The 19,353-nt window shown below is 40.5% G+C and carries 15 protein-coding genes; 7 read left to right on the forward strand and 8 right to left on the reverse strand.

Translation table 11 applies throughout. The annotated features are described in order from the left end of the window. The first annotated feature begins 133 nt into the window (after positions 1-133). The 4 genes from CRO21_RS15445 (at position 134) to CRO21_RS15460 (ending at position 5,661) form a co-directional block, all read left to right on the forward strand. Positions 134-2,947: a response regulator gene (locus CRO21_RS15445; protein ID WP_097080209.1), complete on the forward strand. Its 2,814-nt coding sequence runs from the start codon at positions 134-136 to the stop codon at positions 2,945-2,947. Positions 2,948-3,079: 132 nt separating this feature from the next. Continuing rightward, positions 3,080-3,874 carry a crotonase/enoyl-CoA hydratase family protein gene (locus CRO21_RS15450; RefSeq protein WP_097080210.1) on the forward strand — a complete coding sequence of 265 codons (795 nt, stop codon included), beginning with the start codon at positions 3,080-3,082 and terminating at the stop codon, positions 3,872-3,874. A gap of 85 nt (positions 3,875-3,959) precedes the next feature. Further along, positions 3,960-4,826: an NAD(P)-dependent oxidoreductase gene (locus CRO21_RS15455; RefSeq protein ID WP_097080211.1), complete on the forward strand. Its 867-nt coding sequence runs from the start codon at positions 3,960-3,962 to the stop codon at positions 4,824-4,826. Positions 4,827-4,884: 58 nt separating this feature from the next. After that, on the forward strand, positions 4,885-5,661 hold the full coding sequence (locus CRO21_RS15460; protein ID WP_097080212.1) for a hydroxypyruvate isomerase family protein: 777 nt from the start codon (positions 4,885-4,887) through the stop codon (positions 5,659-5,661). Positions 5,662-5,789: 128 nt separating this feature from the next. Here CRO21_RS15460 and CRO21_RS15465 read toward each other — a convergent pair whose 3' ends face one another. After that, the gene (locus tag CRO21_RS15465; RefSeq protein ID WP_171294071.1) at positions 5,790-7,568 is read right to left on the reverse strand and encodes a CocE/NonD family hydrolase; all 1,779 of its coding nucleotides are present in this window, start codon (positions 7,566-7,568) and stop codon (positions 5,790-5,792) included. A 387-nt stretch (positions 7,569-7,955) separates the two neighbouring features. On the opposite strand from CRO21_RS15465, the gene CRO21_RS15470 reads away from it, so the two are divergent. Both CRO21_RS15470 and CRO21_RS15475 read left to right on the forward strand, forming a co-directional pair. After that, the gene (locus CRO21_RS15470; RefSeq protein WP_097080214.1) at positions 7,956-8,999 is read left to right on the forward strand and encodes an AraC family transcriptional regulator; all 1,044 of its coding nucleotides are present in this window, start codon (positions 7,956-7,958) and stop codon (positions 8,997-8,999) included. A gap of 181 nt (positions 9,000-9,180) precedes the next feature. After that, positions 9,181-10,389 (forward strand): outer membrane protein transport protein, encoded by a 1,209-nt coding sequence (locus CRO21_RS15475; protein WP_097080215.1) that lies wholly within the window; start codon positions 9,181-9,183, stop codon positions 10,387-10,389. Positions 10,390-10,461: 72 nt separating this feature from the next. Here CRO21_RS15475 and CRO21_RS15480 read toward each other — a convergent pair whose 3' ends face one another. The 3 genes from CRO21_RS15480 to CRO21_RS15490 all read right to left on the reverse strand — a co-directional run bounded on the left by CRO21_RS15480 (position 10,462) and on the right by CRO21_RS15490 (position 13,087). Next, positions 10,462-11,547 (reverse strand): DUF475 domain-containing protein, encoded by a 1,086-nt coding sequence (locus CRO21_RS15480; protein ID WP_097080216.1) that lies wholly within the window; start codon positions 11,545-11,547, stop codon positions 10,462-10,464. 203 nt (positions 11,548-11,750) lie between these two features. Then, on the reverse strand, positions 11,751-12,446 hold the full coding sequence (locus CRO21_RS15485; protein ID WP_097080217.1) for a glutamine amidotransferase: 696 nt from the start codon (positions 12,444-12,446) through the stop codon (positions 11,751-11,753). Further along, positions 12,443-13,087 carry a class I SAM-dependent DNA methyltransferase gene (locus CRO21_RS15490; protein WP_097080218.1) on the reverse strand — a complete coding sequence of 215 codons (645 nt, stop codon included), beginning with the start codon at positions 13,085-13,087 and terminating at the stop codon, positions 12,443-12,445. Before CRO21_RS15490 ends, CRO21_RS15485 begins: the two co-directional genes overlap by 4 nt. Positions 13,088-13,245: 158 nt before the next feature. Between CRO21_RS15490 and CRO21_RS15495 the strand changes: the two genes are divergently transcribed. Further along, positions 13,246-14,772 carry a fumarate hydratase gene (locus tag CRO21_RS15495; protein WP_097080219.1) on the forward strand — a complete coding sequence of 509 codons (1,527 nt, stop codon included), beginning with the start codon at positions 13,246-13,248 and terminating at the stop codon, positions 14,770-14,772. 75 nt (positions 14,773-14,847) lie between these two features. Here CRO21_RS15495 and CRO21_RS15500 read toward each other — a convergent pair whose 3' ends face one another. The 4 genes from CRO21_RS15500 to tig form a co-directional block, all read right to left on the reverse strand. Next, on the reverse strand, positions 14,848-15,642 hold the full coding sequence (locus CRO21_RS15500; protein WP_097080220.1) for a DUF2846 domain-containing protein: 795 nt from the start codon (positions 15,640-15,642) through the stop codon (positions 14,848-14,850). A 143-nt stretch (positions 15,643-15,785) separates the two neighbouring features. Further along, positions 15,786-17,099, reverse strand: a complete 1,314-nt coding sequence (gene clpX / locus CRO21_RS15505) for an ATP-dependent protease ATP-binding subunit ClpX (protein WP_097080221.1) — start codon at positions 17,097-17,099, stop codon at positions 15,786-15,788. A 30-nt stretch (positions 17,100-17,129) separates the two neighbouring features. Beyond that, complete coding sequence (gene clpP, locus CRO21_RS15510; protein ID WP_097080222.1) at positions 17,130-17,735, reverse strand: ATP-dependent Clp endopeptidase proteolytic subunit ClpP; 606 nt, start codon at positions 17,733-17,735, stop codon at positions 17,130-17,132. Between the two features lie 205 nt (positions 17,736-17,940). Continuing rightward, positions 17,941-19,275: a trigger factor gene (gene tig / locus CRO21_RS15515; protein ID WP_097080223.1), complete on the reverse strand. Its 1,335-nt coding sequence runs from the start codon at positions 19,273-19,275 to the stop codon at positions 17,941-17,943. Positions 19,276-19,353 lie beyond the last annotated feature (78 nt).

Raw genomic sequence — 19,353 nt, forward strand, 5'->3', positions numbered from 1 at the left:
AGAGAAAAACGTCCGCCACTGCATCAATCCACTTAGATTTTTATAACCACATCTACAATAGATTTTGCTTGATCAGCTAAAATACGTGCTAGTATTCTAACATTTATTGCTTCTATGATGTTGATATTGCACCATGCAACGACAATCTGAAACGTTCTGGCACCGCTTTAAAATAACAAATGCTTATGGGCAATTGATTGCGCTTATTTTTGTGCCGATTATGATTTTGGCATGTACTGGCGCGATTCTGGTGTTAAAAGAAACCTCTCGCTCAATTCAGGCTCAGCAAGTCTCGGCAGCGTCTGCTATTTTAACCCGTTACAACAAGACCTCTTCGACCTTACTGGATTTGATCCAGCATCATCCAAATCAATACCCACAAGCCCAAGCCATTTTGCAATATATTTTGAATGAACCTGACCTGATGCGGGCAGCGCTGGTCGATATGCACGGCAATGCACGTTTATATGTGGGCTATAAACAAAAACTACCTTGGCCCCAATTTCCAATTACCAGTAATGTCTTTGGTCCAATCCATATCAATGACGGCAATATCTATGGGATGCGGGTCGGCTATAGTGAAGATGGTCCGATCTGGCTACTGATCGAACTTAACAACCAGTCACTGACCATTGCGCGGTATCGGGTGTGGCTGGCACTGAGTATTACCGGATTATTAACCCTATTATTACTATTACTGTGCCTTAATTTTTATTCCCGTCGCTGGATTGCGCCGATGTATGAAATCCGTCTGCAACTACAACGCATGAATGCGGACAATCTGGGCAAACCTTTCCAAGCCAAAAGCTCGGGTGAATTGGGATTATTACAAAAAGATATTGCCAAGCTCTTAAAACGTCTGCATTTTAGTTTTCTGGAATTAAAAGAACATACCGAACAAACAGAAGATGATTTACGTAAGACACTGGATACATTAGAAGTACAGAATATTACCTATAAGCAAGCACGCGATCAGGCAATCACTTCCAATCAGGCCAAATCCGTGTTTCTAGCCAATATCAGTCATGAACTCCGTACACCACTGAATAGTATTGATGGCTTTATTCATCTGATGTTACGCCGTGGTCATTTGAATGATGAAAACCTGATGTATGTGCAAACCATTCGCAAATCCTCAGCCCATCTTCTGGCCTTGATTAATGACGTACTGGATTTCTCCAAAATTGATGCAGGTAAACTAGAACTAGAAGTTGCCCCTTTTCATCTGGAAGAAGCTATTTTTGATGTGATGGACATGCTTTCTCCACTTGCCTGTGAAAAACACATCAACATGGCCATTTATTATGATGAAGCCTTGCCAATTGCGGTACATGGTGATGTATTGCGTTTCAAACAAATTCTGACCAATCTGGTTTCAAACGCTATTAAGTTTACACCTGAGGGCGATATTATTGTCCGTACCCGTCTGGAACAGGAGCAATATAATCGAATCACGTTGCACTGTAGTGTTCAGGACAGTGGCATCGGTTTAAGTGGCACCGATCGTAAAAAATTATTTGCCTCATTTTCACAAGGCGATACCTCGGTTACACGTCAATTTGGGGGTACCGGTCTGGGACTTGCTATCTCCAAACAACTGGTGCATTTAATGCATGGGCAGATTGGCTTTGAAGATAATCAGGAACGCAACCCAACCGAAAAAGGCGCAACATTCTGGTTTACGGCACAGTTGGAATTACCACAGGAACAACCTGTGCAGCAGCAAGACCTTTCGCAATTCCATATCCTGAGCTATATTTCACATCCAGCCACGGCTAATATTCTCAAACATTATCTGGAAGGATATGGTGCGCAACATAGCGAAGCAGGTTCTATTCTGGATTTGTTCAGCCGCCTAAAACAATTCAATCAATATGATGAAAAAGGCTGGGTGTTTGTCGATCACTCTGGTGATACCGAGGCATTATTGCAAGAATTACGCAGTCGTTATGGCGGCAATCTGGTAATTTATGGTTATCAAATGTTGCTGGATCCAAGCCTATTGCAGAAATATCATGCCATCGCACTCAATCAACCGATTAGCCGTAGCAATCTGTTAAAGATTTTCTATTCCGATCAGAATAAAACCTATGTCGAACCCTTTGATGGTCGCGGTTTACATGTGCTTGCCGTTGATGATCATTTACCCAATTTGATTGTACTAGAAGCATTGCTGAATGAACTTAATGTCGAAGTCACCACCGCAATTAGCGGACAAATGGCATTAAATCGTATTCAGGAATGTGTCGATCATAATTTACCGATGTATGATCTGATTTTTATGGATATCCAGATGCCGGTGATGTCCGGTATAGAAACCACACAGGCCATTCGTGCACTGGAATACTCGCTTGAACGGCACACAACCTTGCCAATCATTGCCCTGACCGCCCATGCCATGGCAGAGGAAAAAGAAAAACTGATCAAAGCGGGTATGAATGACTACGTCACAAAACCAATCCAACTTGAACAACTGATCCAGATCCTCACCACATGGACCAATGTTAATCAGAAAGAATACCGTCTCGAACAGGAACCCACATCACCCATCATTACAACAGAGGCGAGTGAACACGACATTATTTTAGACTGGAATAAGAGTATAGAGCTCTCGGCCAATAAAGTAGATTTAGCAAAAGATCTGTTAAAAATGTTGATCAAAAGCTTTGAAAAAGAACAACAGGAAATGCAACAACTGATTGACGATGAAGATTTCCCGCAACTTGAACACAATCTACATCGCCTGTATGGTGCAAGTCGGTATATTGGTGTGCCCAAACTACAGGAAATTTCGGGCGAATTTGAACAATTTGTTTCGCAACTTCGTAAACAGAAAAAAGTTGCTGATGACATATTTATCGAACAGGTTGCGCAGCGCTTTGCCCTATTGCTGGAGGCCATGGAACAAATTAAACTGGCAGCACAACCTTATCTTTCCGAAGACTAAATCAAGGAACAAAAGGACCTGAGCAATAAAAGCAGACCATGAACCATGCGTCAGATTTCATGATTTGCTTGATATCCAGACATGCTATGCTGAGTCATCATTCAAAAATCATAATGATTTGATGGAGGCATGATGTCACTCGTCACCTTGGATATTCAAGACAATGGAATTGCAACAGTATCATTAAATCGACCGGATAAACGCAATGCCATGAGCTTTGCCTTATTGCGACAACTGATCAAAACTGCTCAACAACTGAAAAAAAATAGAAACGTACGTTGTGTCATTCTCACTGGAAGCAATCAGATATTTAGTTCAGGCATCGATTTAAGCGACCTGAACAATCCCAAGAATAGCGCCTATGCGGTTTGGGAATTAGTAAAACCGGGACAAAGTCTATTTCAGAAGGCATTTTTGGTCTGGCAGGATTTACCTGTACCCGTGATTGCTGCAATCGAAGGCTATTGTTTTGGTGCAGGCATGCAATTGGCACTTGCAGCGGATATACGCATTAGTCACCCCGATACCAAAATGTCCATCATGGAAAGCCGTTGGGGACTGGTGCCGGATATGGGACTTAGCCGTTCATTAAAAGGTTTGATTGCACTGGATCTGGCCAAGGAATTGACCATGACTGCCCGAATTTTTGATGGGCAATATGCCAAAGACATTGGGCTGGTCACCCATATCAACCCACAGCCCTTACAACAGGCACAAACTTTGGCAGAAGAGTTACTTCAACGCTCACCGGATGCCTTGCTTGCAGCAAAACGAGTGTTACAGGCCATGGAACATCAACCACAAAAATCCCTGCGTCTTGAAAAAATCTGGCAATTACGTCTGCTACTGGGTAAAAACAGTCAACTGGCACGTAAAAAAGATAAACAACCAGAGACCACTTTTTTAGCTCGACAATATCGTGGCTAATTTTTACCTCATGATCTTGGCTCAATCATTTTAAGTGATGTTTTTTATGGCATTATTAAGTGATTAAATCAAAGTGAAATCACGAATGAATACAGATAAAACAATTGCTTTTTTGGGTATGGGACTGATGGGCAGTCGCATGAGCAAGCGATTGATTGATGCTGGCTTTAAGGTAGCGGTGTGGAATCGTACAGCCAGTGCTTGCGAACCGATCATTGCCTATGGGGCAGAAGCGCTGGAACTAAAAAATATCGGACAATATCCGATTGTCATGTTGTGTCTTGCTGATGATACCGCGGTCACTACCGTGGTGGAACACATTCTGCCCGACCTGCAAGAAAATCAGATCTGTATTGATTTTTCCAGTTTATCAGTTTCTGCAACCACACAATTGGCAAAAAAAGTATCAGAAAAACAGGTCAACTGGATTGATTCTCCTGTCTCCGGTGGCGTTGCAGGTGCAGAACAAGGCACGCTGGTGATCTTTGCCGGAGGTGATGCCAAACTTATTCAAGCATTGCATCCTGTCTATGCGCCTCTTGCGCAGCGGGTCACCTGCATGGGCGCTACCGGAACGGGACAAGCCACCAAAATCTGTAATCAGTTAATTGTTGCTGCCAGCAGCACCCTCATTGCCGAAGCTGTGGCACTGGCACAAAACGCCGGTGTCGATGCCAACCTACTTGCACCTGCACTGTCCGGTGGTTTTGCCGACTCCAAGCCCTTCCAGATCTTGTCACCGCGTATGGCCAGCCAAAATTTTGAACCGGTACAATGGAAAGTGCAAACGCTCAGCAAAGATCTGAATAATGCGGTTAATCTGGCAGATCAAGTAGGTTTAAACCTGCCTATGGCAGCGCATGCCCTCACCCAGTTACAACAACACCAACAACAAGGATTTGCCGAAAAAGATCTTTCTACGTTAATCTTAAGTATCAAAAGTACGATCTAGTGTTTATGATATTGTATTGCTGCAATAAAATAATTCATAAATGCTTAGGGAAAATCTCATGTTAAATCTCGCTGTCAATCTTTCAATGATCTTTACCGAAGTTCCACTGATTGAGCGTTTTGCACTGGCAAAACAGCAAGGCTTTCATGCAGTAGAAATTCAATTTCCTTATGAATTAAGCATTGTGCAAATCCAGCAACAACTTGATCAGCATGATCTTGATCTGGTCCTGATTAATGTTCCGGCTGGTGATTTGATGCAAGGCGGCAACGGTCTAGCGGGAATTCCCGGTAAAGAAATTGAATTTGCGCTTGCGGTTAAACATGCCATGGAATATGCATCCAGCCTAAAAGTACCTACGGTCAATATTCTGGCAGGCAAACAACCCTTAGATGCAGATTTGCTGCCATGTCTACAAACCCTGGCGGAAAATTTAAAATTCGCCTGTGATGCCTTCCAAGATGAAAACATCACCCCAGCCATCGAAATGATCAACGATATCGATATGCCAAGGTTTTTGATTCAGAATCTTGCACAAGGTCAGGAAATGCTGGAAGTGGTCAATCATCCTGCGCTTAAGCTGCAATACGATTGTTATCATATGGCAATGATGGGAGAAAATGTACTGAAAGGTTTACAGGAAAATATCCAGCATATTGCCCATATTCAGTTTGCAGATTATCCAAACCGACACGAACCCTCCACTGGCAGAATCAATTATCCTAAAATTTTTGACTGGATTCAGCAAAGTACCTATCTGGGATATTGTGCAGCAGAATACAAACCCAGCCAACACTCTCAAGATAGTTTTGACTGGTTAAAGAGTTATATCTAATAACAGGAAAAAAACCTCGGAAATACGCTTCGACCTACAGGATAAATAAATTATGTTTTTTATTTTACAGGCATACACTCTGTAGGAATATGTATGCCTGTATTTAATTTAGTGATTGTCAAATGACATTATCTTTTATTGGGAATAAAAGGAAGCAAGATATAACTATCAAACTTTCCACCAGTATAAATGGTTTGTTTTCCTTTAAATTCTGCTGCGTCTCGCCCTAAATGCATAAATGGCGTGGTTGATTGAAAAGGACCATCACTCTGGCTTGGAAAACTAAAGTCCCGTCCTTGAATAGTCAATGCCAGCGTATAATTTGGTGGGACAACAATACTAGTCGGCCAAATTTCAATATCTGCTGGATAGGGCACATTAGGCTGCACTGCAAGTTTCTCTGTATGCAAATGTATCGGTTGATATGTTGTTGATTTTTCCCGATCAAGTTCTCTATGTGATAAACGCAGCCAACCATGTGTAACAGGGATAGCTGGTGCATTGGAGCCTTCAAAGGTTATATCTTTACCAGTTGGATCCAGTAATCTGACTGTTAAAAACAAATCTGCATCTGTGGTGGAAGAACTAACCCAAAGCTTAGCCATTAATGGTCCTGTGAATTCTCGATACTGTTTGCTAGATGGTAATTTAAAAGTCACACCATTAGATAAGGCATCGTATGAAACCGTAGTCTGCCGATGAGAAGTATTAGATTCTAATTTTAAATCACCACTGCTAAGGTAATATTTCTGGAATTGTGTTCCTTCAAGTGGCCAGTTTTTTTCTGCTCGTATTTTATTTCCCCTGACAGGATCCCGAACAGTGATGGTTACATTCGGCTGGTTATTAAATGCATGAACATCATCCTTTAAGAAACGATCAAAAAAGTCTTTTTGGATTTTAAACTCCTGATAAAATGGTGAAAAATGGTCACTAGAATGCATTCTCAACCACTTCTGCTTGGAGCTTACTCCTAAATATCCATCTAAATTTCCACGTAAATGTAGCCCTGCACCTGCCCAGTTTCCAACGGATAAAACGGGTATATCAATTCTGGATAAATCTGGTGTTTTCTGGTCATAGAAACTTCCATCAAATGGTTTGGACAACATGTCCTCCAGCATTGATGTTCGACTATTCAGCAGATAAGATTCCGGCTGTGCTGTACCAACCGCAGAACCACCAACGACTGCATCGACAAATGTGCTTTGCCCATTGCCATGCTGATTCGGTAAAATTTGTTTGTTATACCATAAACTTACAAATTGCGTAGAAGGAATACCGCCATGATAAGCAATGTCACGATAAGCATCAACGGCACCTTCCCATGGAATAATTGCTGCCAGACCTTTAGGTTTTAATGCAGCTACCTGCCATTGATTAATGGCATAGTAAGAGATTCCCAGCAAGCCAACTTTACCATTAGACCAATTTTGTGTTGAAGCCCATTCAATCAATTCCTTGTAGTCCTGAGTTTCTCTTGAGCCCAATGGATCAAGATAACCGGAAGTTTTGCCTGAACCACGTGAATCGGCATGAATTACAATATAACCTTCAGGAACCCAACGTTCAGGATCTGGCATTTCCCAGCGCATAAATTGACAGGTAGAACCTTTACACAAATCTGGTATTTTCTGCGTCATTTTTTTCCATGCATCCAGATAAGGCTGTGCCGTCTGCCATGCCACATCTTTGCCATAAAGACCATGGGTAATAATCACTGGATATTTACCCGGTGCCTTGGGTCGATAAATATTGATATGAAGTGGTAAACCATCACTCATATTCACCGTTCGATCATATTCAAAAACCACATCTGGATTTGGAAAAGCCTTGATATCTGGTGTCTCTACCACATTATTTTGATTAACTGCACCGTCCTGTGCATGTACATGGGTAGTCAGCATCAGCTGCGTCAAAGTGATAGTTATCGTCAAAAAAAGCATTTTTGTTTTTTTAAACAACATGTTGTATTCTCTCCTTAAGCATATATTTTAAAACTTGAACCATACCTTACGCCGATTTAATCGATCACTAGGAAGCTAGAAAAAATTGCGTTAAGATGATTACAGCACCAATTTTTTACTGCTTCAAGCCAAGGTTAAAAGTCATAAATAATGCCGATTACCCTAATTTTAAAATAATAATACAAGGATAAATAATTTATTTTGATAGATATTAACCAATAGCTCCACAGGTAAATATCTTATTAAAAAAGAATAACCATAAAATATTTTTTGGTTATTTATACAATAGCAGATTTAAATGTATTAAGCACATATGGAAGTGATAAAATGAATTTTGACAATCATATCTTGACCCGCCCAATTATGCCGATTCATCTTCCTTCGGTTTTTATAAATATGTGTCTTTCCCGTGGTTATCAAATTGAACATTTATTAAAAAATACTGGACTAGAATTACAGGATTTTTCTAATTTGCAAAATAAATTAAATTTACAACAAATAGAAATCATGATTAATAATGCTTTCATGATCTCTAATGATGTGACTTTATCAATTGCCTACAGCCAATATATCCGATTATCACATTTAGGTTCATTAGGTATTGCTATTTTAAATGCTCCAACACTGAAACATATAATTAGTACTATCATAAAATATTCATGCTTAATTGATCCAGCAATATTTTTGGATAATCGAATTATTAAAAATAATCTACATCTGTTCTTTGGCGAAAAATTTTTTTCGACTAAAAATCACCCCTATTCACATGAAGCTTTATGTTTATCAATTATAAAGTTACTGGAGCTAGTAATTGAAGATAAATTGCCTCAACTTAAAATTTACATGAACACACCTAAACCATTCTATGCAGATAAATTTAAATTTTTAAATTCTCCAATTTACTGGGAATGCCCACAAAGTAAAATTGTATTTAATGTTCATATTTTAGATAAACCGCTACCTGGTGCAAACTCTCTTGCTTTCTTAAAAGCCATTGACGCATGTGAATATGAATATAACTTGCAATTAAAAAATGATGATGCATGGTTATTAAAACTAAAATCCATTATTTTAAAAAATATACAAAACACTTTGACCGCAGAAAAAATTTCAAATTCTCTGAATTTATCTCGTAGAACTTTTTTTAGAAAACTTGAAAAATACAATTTAAGCTATGAACAATTAATTGCAAGCACAAAATCTGAATTGGCGATAAAAAATTTAATTAATGAAAAAGGTGAAATAAAAAAAGTTGCCGACTATTTAGGGTATAGCGATATTTCAAGTTTCTCCAAAGCATTTAAACGTTGGTATGGAATCACACCAAAACAGTGGTATATTAAATATCAATCTGGTGAATATTTAATTTAATCAGCAGATTGACATCCATAAATATCATATACAAATTAAAAATATCAAAGTTAATTATGTATTGAATAAAAACTTGACACAGTAAAACATGCTTTTGGCACGATCGAACCAAAAAAAATTATATGTTTAGCCAAGAATAAAACTTCAATAAAGTAATGTACTTTCCAGGAAGGAAAACAATATGAAAACCGTATCATGCATACTTTTCTCAGTTCTTTTTATCAATATTTCAAATACATATGCAGCCGCATTAGACCGATCAGGACAGTCTATTGCCACATTTTTACAAGCCGGCAATTATGCTGAAATTGGCATTTCTATCGTGAACCCTCATGTTTCTGGACAGCTTAAATCAGATTTCAATAAAGGTGGTTTGACTCAGGCAGCAAATATGGATACAGGTAATGTTGCACATGGTACACTTTTACCTTCTGCTACCCTAAAATTCCAGCTCAATGAGCATTTGTCATTAGGCCTTTTATATGACCATCCATTTGGTGCAGATGCCAGTTATCCGATTAAACAATATCCAGCTTATACCCAAGATCAAGAAAGAACCGCAACTCAAGTCAGTATTCAAAGTCTGAGTAGCATCCTTGGCTACCAACCCGATATGCACTGGAATTTTTATGCTGGTCCAGTTTTACAGCTTGCTGAGGGACAGAATAAAACCCGTGGTGCAGGCTATAACTGGTTACGTTATGACATGAAAATTTCCGATACCGTAGAAGCCGGTTGGCTAGCAGGTTTTGCTTATACCATACCGGAAAAGGCAATTAAGACCTCTTTAACCTATCGTTCTGAGATTCGACATAAAACTGACGTAACAGAATCGGTAAGTGCACTACATCCTATCAATGGTGTAATAGATTTTGGCATAGACACCCAACAAATCATCTTACGATCTCCACAAAGCATCAATTTGGAGCTACAAACGGGGATTCTACCCAAAACCATTGCCTATGCTAATTTGCGTTGGGTGGACTGGTCTAAATTTGATGTTTCTCCACCTAAGCTATATCAAAGCACACAAGCATTACTAGGTAAAGGTATTGCACTAGTTGCCTATAAAGACGATCAATTTTCTGCAAATTTTGGTGTTGGTAGAAAAATCAATGATCAATGGTCTAGTTCTATTACACTTGGCTGGGATAGTGGTGCAGGTGACCCGATTACTACACTTGGCCCAACCAAGGGTTATTGGAGTCTGGGGCTTGCAAGCAAATTTAATCCATCATCAAAATATTCTATCGGTTTTGGTATCAAATATTTCTGGTTAGGTGATGCCAAATCACAACCTGCTTCGGATTTTGCTACACAACGTTATGATGGTATTTTTAAAAATAATTACGCTTGGGGGTATGGGCTGAATTTTGGTTATCGATTTTAATATTATCATCCCGATAAAAAAAGGAGAGGATATAATTTTATCCTCTCCTTCTATTGACACAATATGCGATATTTATTGTTGTTGATGCTTGCGATATGCAATCGATGAAATGACCGCCCAGACGATAAAGACGATACCAATCAAGCCTGTCACCACTTCCGGAACATGTAAACCAGTACCACTACCCAGCATAATGATTGCCAATGCACCAATTGCATAATGTGCACCGTGCTCAAGATAAATATAGGCATCTAAAGTGCCTTTATCCACTAGATAAATGGTCATGGAACGCACAAACATTGCACCAATTGCTAGACCCAACATGATGATCACTACATCATTGGTAATCGCAAAAGCACCAATCACGCCATCAAAGCTAAAGGAGGCATCCAGAACTTCCAGATAGATAAAACCCCCAATCCCGCCTTTCATCACAGTTTTGGCAACTTCGGCATTGCCCTGTGCTGCGGTCGGTTCATCACTGTCTTCATCAGCATTCTTTTGTGAGCCTTCCAGCAGATGTCCAAGTACTTGCACACCAACATAGACCACAATACCCCAGATTCCAGCCATGGTGACCACCAAACGATCTGTCTCGGCAACATTTGCAGCCATCACCAATAAAGCAATCAAGGCAATAAATACAGAAATTGCAGGAACACTACCAAAATGTGCCGAAGTTTTTTCCAGCCATTTAAACCAGTGGGTATCTTTTTCATCATCAAACATAAAGTTCAAGAATACCAACAACAGGAACATACCACCAAATGCTGCAATTTCAGCATGATGTGCCATTAATCTTTCGGAATACTGTTTAGGATCATTCAGTGCCAGCTTGGCCACTTCAATCATGCCCATATCTGCTGTTACAGCGACAATTAACAGTGGGAAAATCAAACGCATGCCAAAAACTGCCACAAGGATCCCGACAGTTAAGAACAGCATTTTCCAGAATGGATCCCAGTTTTTAAGCACCGATGCATTCACAACTGCATTATCAAACGATAATGATACTTCCATCACTGCCAGAATCGCTGTAATGGTCAGTGCTTTGAACATGGTCGATAGACCAGCATCTAAACCGTGGGTATAGCCCCAATATGCCGACAATCCCAGACATACGATGGTAAAGATGATTGAAAAACGAAAATGTTTCATTGCGTTTTAACCTATGAAGAATATATCAATTAAATTTGTTTGCATGATACACGTCATACTTCATTCAATCTAATGATTTCAGTTTCATTGGTTATTCCCGCGACAGCTCTACAACAAAAATGATGCCATACAAGCGCCATACCGATAAAAATAAGAGATCAGCGTAAATCTGTGTAATGATGGATAAATACCTTTACTATTCATTACACATTTGCCAACCAGTCCTTTAATAATTTCTCTGCCGCAACAACTAAGTCTTTACCATAACGCACATTCTCCTCACGTAATGCCACAACATCAATTTGGGCATGATGCAGTTCAGCACAATGCCCGATCAGCCACTGTTCAAAGTGTGCCGGATTCAATTCCACATGAAATTGTAAAGCCAGTATTTTGCGTCCAATCGCAAAAGCCTGCTGTTTATAATAAATCGAACTGGCGAGATGTCGTGCCTGATCAGGTAAATCAAAGGTATCACCATGCCAATGCAGCACATATACCCCATCCAGATATTTTAAGGGACTGGCAAAACCTGCATCACTTAAATTCAATCGACTAAAGCCAATTTCCTTATAGTGCCCACCAAAAACTTTTGCACCACATGCAGCAGCAATTAATTGTGCGCCCAGACAAATTCCCAAAGTTGGAAGATCTTTGGCAATACGTTGCTTTAAACCCCCAATTTCATCCTGAAGATAAGGATAGGTATCTGTTTCATAGACACCAATTGGACCACCTAAAACAATCAGAATGGCCGGATCAAGATAAATCTCTGTAGGAATATTCACACCGGAATGAAAATAACGAATTTCAAATCCCTGTTGTTGAAACACCTGATCAAAACTACCTAAATCTTCAAATGCCAAATGCTGAATGACATTGATATATTGTGTACTCATTCTTGTTCTCCCCTGATTTCAAATCGTTGTGCCAACCAGATGGTATGTCCGGCACAGTGTGCATCTTCTGCGACCCTATTGATCACTTCAAACCCATAACGATTAAGTAGTACTTCATATTCGTCCGGCGCCAGACTGGCGTGATATAAAGCGTCGCCAAACATATCTCCAATTGCTTCACCATGCGAAGGTCCACTGGTGAACATCAATGCCGTACCTACCTTGGCATGTCTGGCAAAACGATCAAACATTTTTTCCTGATCAGCCGGTGTTAAATGAAAAAAACTGTCCCATGCCAGTATGCCATCAAATGTTTGATGTAATTCGATGCTTCGCATATCCTGATGCAACCAGAGATGCTGCGGAAAATTTTGCTGTGCCATCTCAATCATACATTCGGCACTGTCTATGCCGGTAAGATGATGTCCTTGAGCAATCAAATACGCGCCAAGAGTTGTTGCAGCACCACAGCCCAAATCAAGAATGCTAGCCTGTTCGGGCAACAAAGCAAGGAACTGATCTAACCAATCTTTTTCATATAAAACTTTGCCACGCAATGCTGTCCATGCAGGGCCATGTTTACGATAAATCTCGATGATATTTTTCGCTAAATGTTCCTGATCGACTAAACCTTTTGACATTGCTATTTATCCTTTGCTGATACTGAAACCATTCAGTTGATCACATGATGATACGATTAGACCTTCGCTTAAATATAGACGAAATCCCCCACAATTACATCGATTTCTCGTATAATCGCTACTGCTAGCTATCTGCCCGCACAAGAGATTTTTTTAATATGACGACGATTATCAAACAAGATGATTTGATCACTTCGATCAAAGATGCCCTGCAATTTATTTCCTATTACCATCCGCAAGATTTTATTCAAGCGATGAGCCGTGCTTATGACCGTGAGCAAAATCAGGCGGCAAAAGATGCCATTGCACAAATCCTCATTAACTCTCGTATGTGTGCAGAGGGCCACCGCCCAATCTGTCAGGATACAGGTATTGTCAATGTTTTTCTCGAAGTTGGACTGGATGTAAAATTCGATTTAACCATGAGTCTGGACGATGCCGTCAATGAAGGTGTACGTCAGGGTTATCTGGAAAATTCCAATGTTCTGCGTGCTTCGGTTCTTGCTGATCCTGCATTTGGCCGTAAAAACACCAAAGACAATACCCCAGCGGTCATTCATTACAAACTTGTGCCGGGGAATAAAGTCGATATTACCGTTGCAGCCAAAGGTGGCGGTTCAGAAAACAAGTCCAAACTTGCCATGCTTAATCCATCAGATTCGATTGTCGACTGGGTATTAAAAACTGTCCCAACCATGGGTGCTGGCTGGTGTCCACCGGGTATGCTGGGTATCGGAATTGGCGGTACCGCAGAAAAAGCCATGATGCTTGCCAAAGAAGCATTAATGGAAGAACTCGACATGGACGAATTACTCCGTCGTGGTCCACAAAACAAGATCGAAGAACTGCGTATCGAAATTTTTGAAAAAGTGAATGCACTGGGTATTGGCGCACAAGGTCTTGGTGGCTTGACCACAGTACTGGATATCAAAATCAAGGATTATCCTTGTCATGCAGCCGGTAAACCTGTCGGTATGATTCCAAACTGTGCAGCAACACGCCATGCTCACTTCCAGTTAGACGGTTCAGGTGTTGCACATATTCAGGCACCAAAACTTGAAGATTATCCATCCGTGACTTGGGATGTTTCCAGCGCCAAACGTGTGAATTTAGACAGCATCACCCAAGAAGAAATGAACTCATGGCAACCGGGCGATACCTTATTGCTTAGCGGCACCATGTATACCGGCCGTGATGCAGCGCATAAACGTATGGTCGATATGATTGATAAAGGTGAAGAATTACCCGTTGATCTTAAAGGTAAATTCATCTATTACGTCGGTCCGGTCGATCCGGTCGGTGATGAAGTTGTAGGCCCAGCCGGACCAACAACCGCCACACGTATGGATAAATTCACCCGTAAAGTCTTAGAACATACGGGCTTATTTGGCATGATCGGTAAGGCAGATCGCGGTCCGACTGCGGTTGAAGCGATTAAGGACAATAAAGCCACTTATCTGATGGCCGTCGGTGGTGCAGCTTATCTGGTTTCTAAAGCAGTACGTGAAGCTGAAGTGGTGGCTTTTGCCGACCTTGGTATGGAAGCCATCTATAAATTTGTGGTAGAAGATATGCCTGTTTCTGTTGCAGTCGATGTCAATGGTACTTCCATTCACGCCATTGCACCTAAAATCTGGCAAGAAAAAATCGCAAGAATTGCTGTGGTGGATGCAGCCTCGGTTTAAGCCTGTTTTCTGGAAGATAAAGCACAATTTCGATTGTGCTTTTCTTTTTATAGCGACTTGAATACGATAACCTTCCTACCAAGTCAGCGGATTCCATAATTTAAACGGCTTTTGCAAAACCGGTTGGGCTTTATCGGATAGTTGCGTTTTATTGACCGATCTTAATGTACTGCCATGAATACTTTCGGTTAAGTATGTATTTTGCACATCATCATATTTGACAAAACTTAGACCGGGCGTTTTCAGTTGTGTGGTGCGTATTTCCTGTAAACCCTGTTTGGTCGGCATCTGCATAAAGGGTCCGACATGCAATAAGTTGAGTGCCGGATCAGGCGATCCTCTAAAGGCCTGTTCTTCATATTTCAGATAATAGGTCTTTCCTGCTTCTACAGAAAAATCGGCAACTTTAGGTTTTTGAAAATGTATGACGCCTAATGGTCGACTGGAGGTCAACCGATAACTTCCTGCCGGCAACTCCATCCAGTAATAATGATTATTCAATAAACTGGGAATGCGTTCGCCATTGAGAAAGAAATTGGGGGCAATGATTTCCTGTTGATTCCAACGACTATTCAACCGATAAAAATATACCACTGCCGAATGCGGATGCTGAATATTCATCGGCTGAAAAAGCTGTCCGGGCGTCTGGTTTACCCAGGCACCGACAGAAAATTTACCGACATGATATTGCTGCATCAAGCCGGGCTCCTTACGCATATCAACTGGTGCCAAAGTAGAATGATTGACAACTTTCTCTGTGACCGTATCTTTATTTTTAAACCAGCCCACCCATAGACTTTTTTGCTGATCACCTGTTGTGGCACAGCCAGTAAATGCTGTACAGCAGATTAAAATCATTAAATAACGCATGATATCCCTCAAAGCGTTGCTATTTTTCTAGCGTATTTTTATTCCCACAATCAATGTGGATTGGTATAGAGATTAACATTTCATTAATAATTTGCAAATAAAAAACGCATGAACGGATCATGCGTTTTCTTACTCAATCAATATTATGCGGATTGTTGATTATTTACAATTTTCAAATCTACATGTTTATCATCGTGTTGAGCATCCGTTTGTGGCAATCGCTCAGAACCTAGCAAAGGTGCAGCATGTTCGGTAATCACCTTTTCGGTAATGGTGACCTGACCAATATCTTTTTTGCTTGGTAAATCATACATGGTATCCAGCAAGATATTTTCCAGAATCGAACGCAAACCACGTGCGCCAGTTTTACGTTCAAGTGCTTTTTTTGCCACTGCACGTAATGCTCCGGGTTCAAAGACCAGATCAACATCTTCCATTTCAAACAAATATTGATACTGACGAGTCAAGGCATTTTTCGGTTCAGTTAAAATCTGTACCAATGCCTCTTCATCCAGCTCTTCCAATGTGGCAATCACAGGTAACCGACCGATAAACTCCGGAATCAAGCCAAACTTAATCAAATCTCCCGGTTCAACTTCACGGAATAACTCACCCAATTTCTTGGCTTCATCTTTATTTTTTACTTCCGCAGTAAACCCGATTCCACCTTTTTCATGGCGTTGCTGTACAATTTTTTCCAGACCGGAAAATGCACCACCACAAATAAACAAAATATTTGACGTATCGACCTGAATAAATTCCTGTTGCGGATGTTTACGACCACCTTGTGGCGGAATCGATGCGACGGTACCTTCAATCATTTTCAACAATGCTTGTTGTACGCCCTCACCTGACACATCACGGGTAATGGATGGATTTTCTGACTTTCGGGTAATCTTATCAATTTCATCAATGTAGATAATGCCTTTTTGTGCCTTATCAACATCGTAATCGGCTTTTTGTAAAAGCTTCTGTACAATATTTTCTACATCCTCACCCACATAACCTGCTTCGGTTAAAGTGGTGGCATCCGCCATGGCAAAAGGGACATCCAGCAAGCGTGCCAGTGTTTGTGCAAGTAAGGTCTTACCAGAACCTGTTGGTCCAATCAGCAGAATATTACTTTTCGCCAATTCAATGTCATCTTTGGATTTTGAGCCATGCGCAAGTTTTAATCGCTTATAATGGTTATATACAGCGACAGATAAGGTTTTTTTAGCCCAGTCTTGACCAATCACATACTGATCCAGTGCCTCACGAATTTCATGTGGCTTTGGTAATGGACGTGCTGCCCAATCACCGGATTCGACTTGTTGGCTGGTTTGTACCAGGTCTAAACAGACATCGACACATTCATTACAGATATATGCATCTTCACCAGCAATCAGCTTACCGACCTCAGATTGAGTTTTTCCGCAAAAAGAACAACATTTCTGTCCTTTGGTTGGTTCGGACATAGATACTCCAAATCTTGATAATTGTTGGGTTTATGGACGTTTTGATAAAACGTGATCCACAAGACCATATTCTTTGGCAGCTTGTGCAGTCAGGAAGTTATCACGATCGGTGTCTCTTGCCACCGTTTCATAATCCTGACCACTATGTTGCGCCATTAATCGGTTTAATCGTTCTTTGATAAACAAAATTTCACGCGCATGAATTTCGATATCAGATGCCTGTCCACGGAATCCACCCAACGGTTGATGAATCATTACTCGGGCATTTTCCAGACAGTAACGCTTGCCCGGTGCACCTGCATTTAACAGAAAAGCACCCATTGACGCAGCTTGTCCCATACAATAAGTGACAACATCCGGCTTGATAAATTGCATGGTATCATAAATCGCCATACCTGCCGTCACGGAACCGCCCGGTGAATTAATATAAACGTGAATATCTTTATCTGGATTTTCTGCTTCCAGAAACAACATTTGCGCAACAATCAAATTTGCCATGTTGTCTTCAACTTCACCGCTGAGAAAAATGACTCGCTCGCGCAATAAACGAGAGAAGATATCGAATGAACGCTCGCCACGAGAAGATTGCTCAACAACGACCGGGACCAAAGCATTTTGAATTTCTGGAATAAACATGCGTGTATTATTTCCTTAGAATTTTTAACAGATGACTGCAAGAGTCAATCAAACCACATCCGGCTAATTAGTCTTGCAATATAACTTTGAATAGATTGATCAGCAAGCATAGAACAACAATATTGATGAAAAAACATGATATGTAGCATTTTCTCAACAATAAAAAAAAGGTGCAATTGCTGCACCTCCTTTTTGCAACGCAGAATTAACCTTGTTGACGTGCTTGCTGCTCTTTCAATAAATCTTGATAAGTTACTTCTTTCTCAACCACTTTTGCAGCATTAAGAATATGATCAACGACTTGGTCTTCAAGTACAACGGCTTCGATTTGCGCACGTTGTTGCTTGTCGTTACTGAAGTATTCAATGACTTCTTGCGGATCTTCATAAGAAGAGGCCATATCTTCAATATACGCTTTTACACGTTCTTGATCTGCTTCAAGTTTCGCATCTTGCAATACTTTAGACACCAGCACACCCAGTTTCACTGATTGTTCAGCTTTTTCCTTGAACAATTCATCCGGTAATATGCTTGAATCAAATGCTTTTGCACCTTGCGCACCAAACTGTTGTGTGAACTGTTGTACCATTTGTTGACGTTGACGATCAATTTCCTGAGCAACCATGGTATTTGGCACTTCAATCTCATTGGCAGCCACAAGTGCATCAAATGCAGCCTGTTTCACTTGATTGCGCAGACCATTTTTCACTTCACGTTCCATATTTTTGCGAACGTCAGCTTTTAATTTCTCTACGCCATCTTCTTCTGAAACACCAAAGATTTGCAAGAATTCTGCATCAATTTCAGGCAATTGAGATTTTTCAACTTTTTTAACAGTGATTTTAAATTGCGCTTGTTTACCTGCAAGATTCTCGGCTTGATAATCTTCTGGGAAAGTCACATCAATTACTTTCTCTTCGCCTTTTTTCATGCCGATAATGCCGTCTTCAAAGCCCGGAATCATACGACCAGAACCTAAGACAAGACTAAAGTCCTGCGCAGAACCGCCTTCAAAACGTTCACCGTCAATTGAACCTTCAAAATCGAAAGTCACTTGCATGTCTTTTTTCGCCATGCCTTTGGTTTCTACCCAGGTTTGACGCTGTTTTTGCAGGTTTTCAAGCATGACATCAACATCAGCATCTGTGATCGCTGTCGTTTGACGTTCAATTTCAAGATCGCCAAAGCCTTTTACATCAACTTCAGGATAGATCTCAACAGTTGCCTCATATTGTAAAGCATCATCTTTATTTTCAACTTTTTCAATATTTGGCATACCAACAGCATTGATCTTTTCTTGCTGAATGGCTTCAAAAACTGTATCACGAATAATATCGTTGACCACTTCCTGATAGATACCTGCACCATATTCACGGCGCACAACGTTCAATGGTACTTTACCAGGACGGAAGCCATTGATCTTTACAGTTTTGGCAGTGCGTTTTAAACGAGCTTCAAATTGCTCATTAATACGGCTCGTCGGTACAGACACATTTAAACGACGGGCAACGCCCGAAACCGCTTCAGTCGTTACTTGCATGGCTTCCTCTATATATGTTCAAAAAGTGAGTATTAATAAAAAAGTGCCACATTATATGCCAACATTGCAAGATATACA

The sequence above is a fragment of the Acinetobacter puyangensis genome (assembly GCF_900096995.1).
Classification (GTDB): Bacteria; Pseudomonadota; Gammaproteobacteria; order Pseudomonadales; family Moraxellaceae; genus Acinetobacter; species Acinetobacter puyangensis.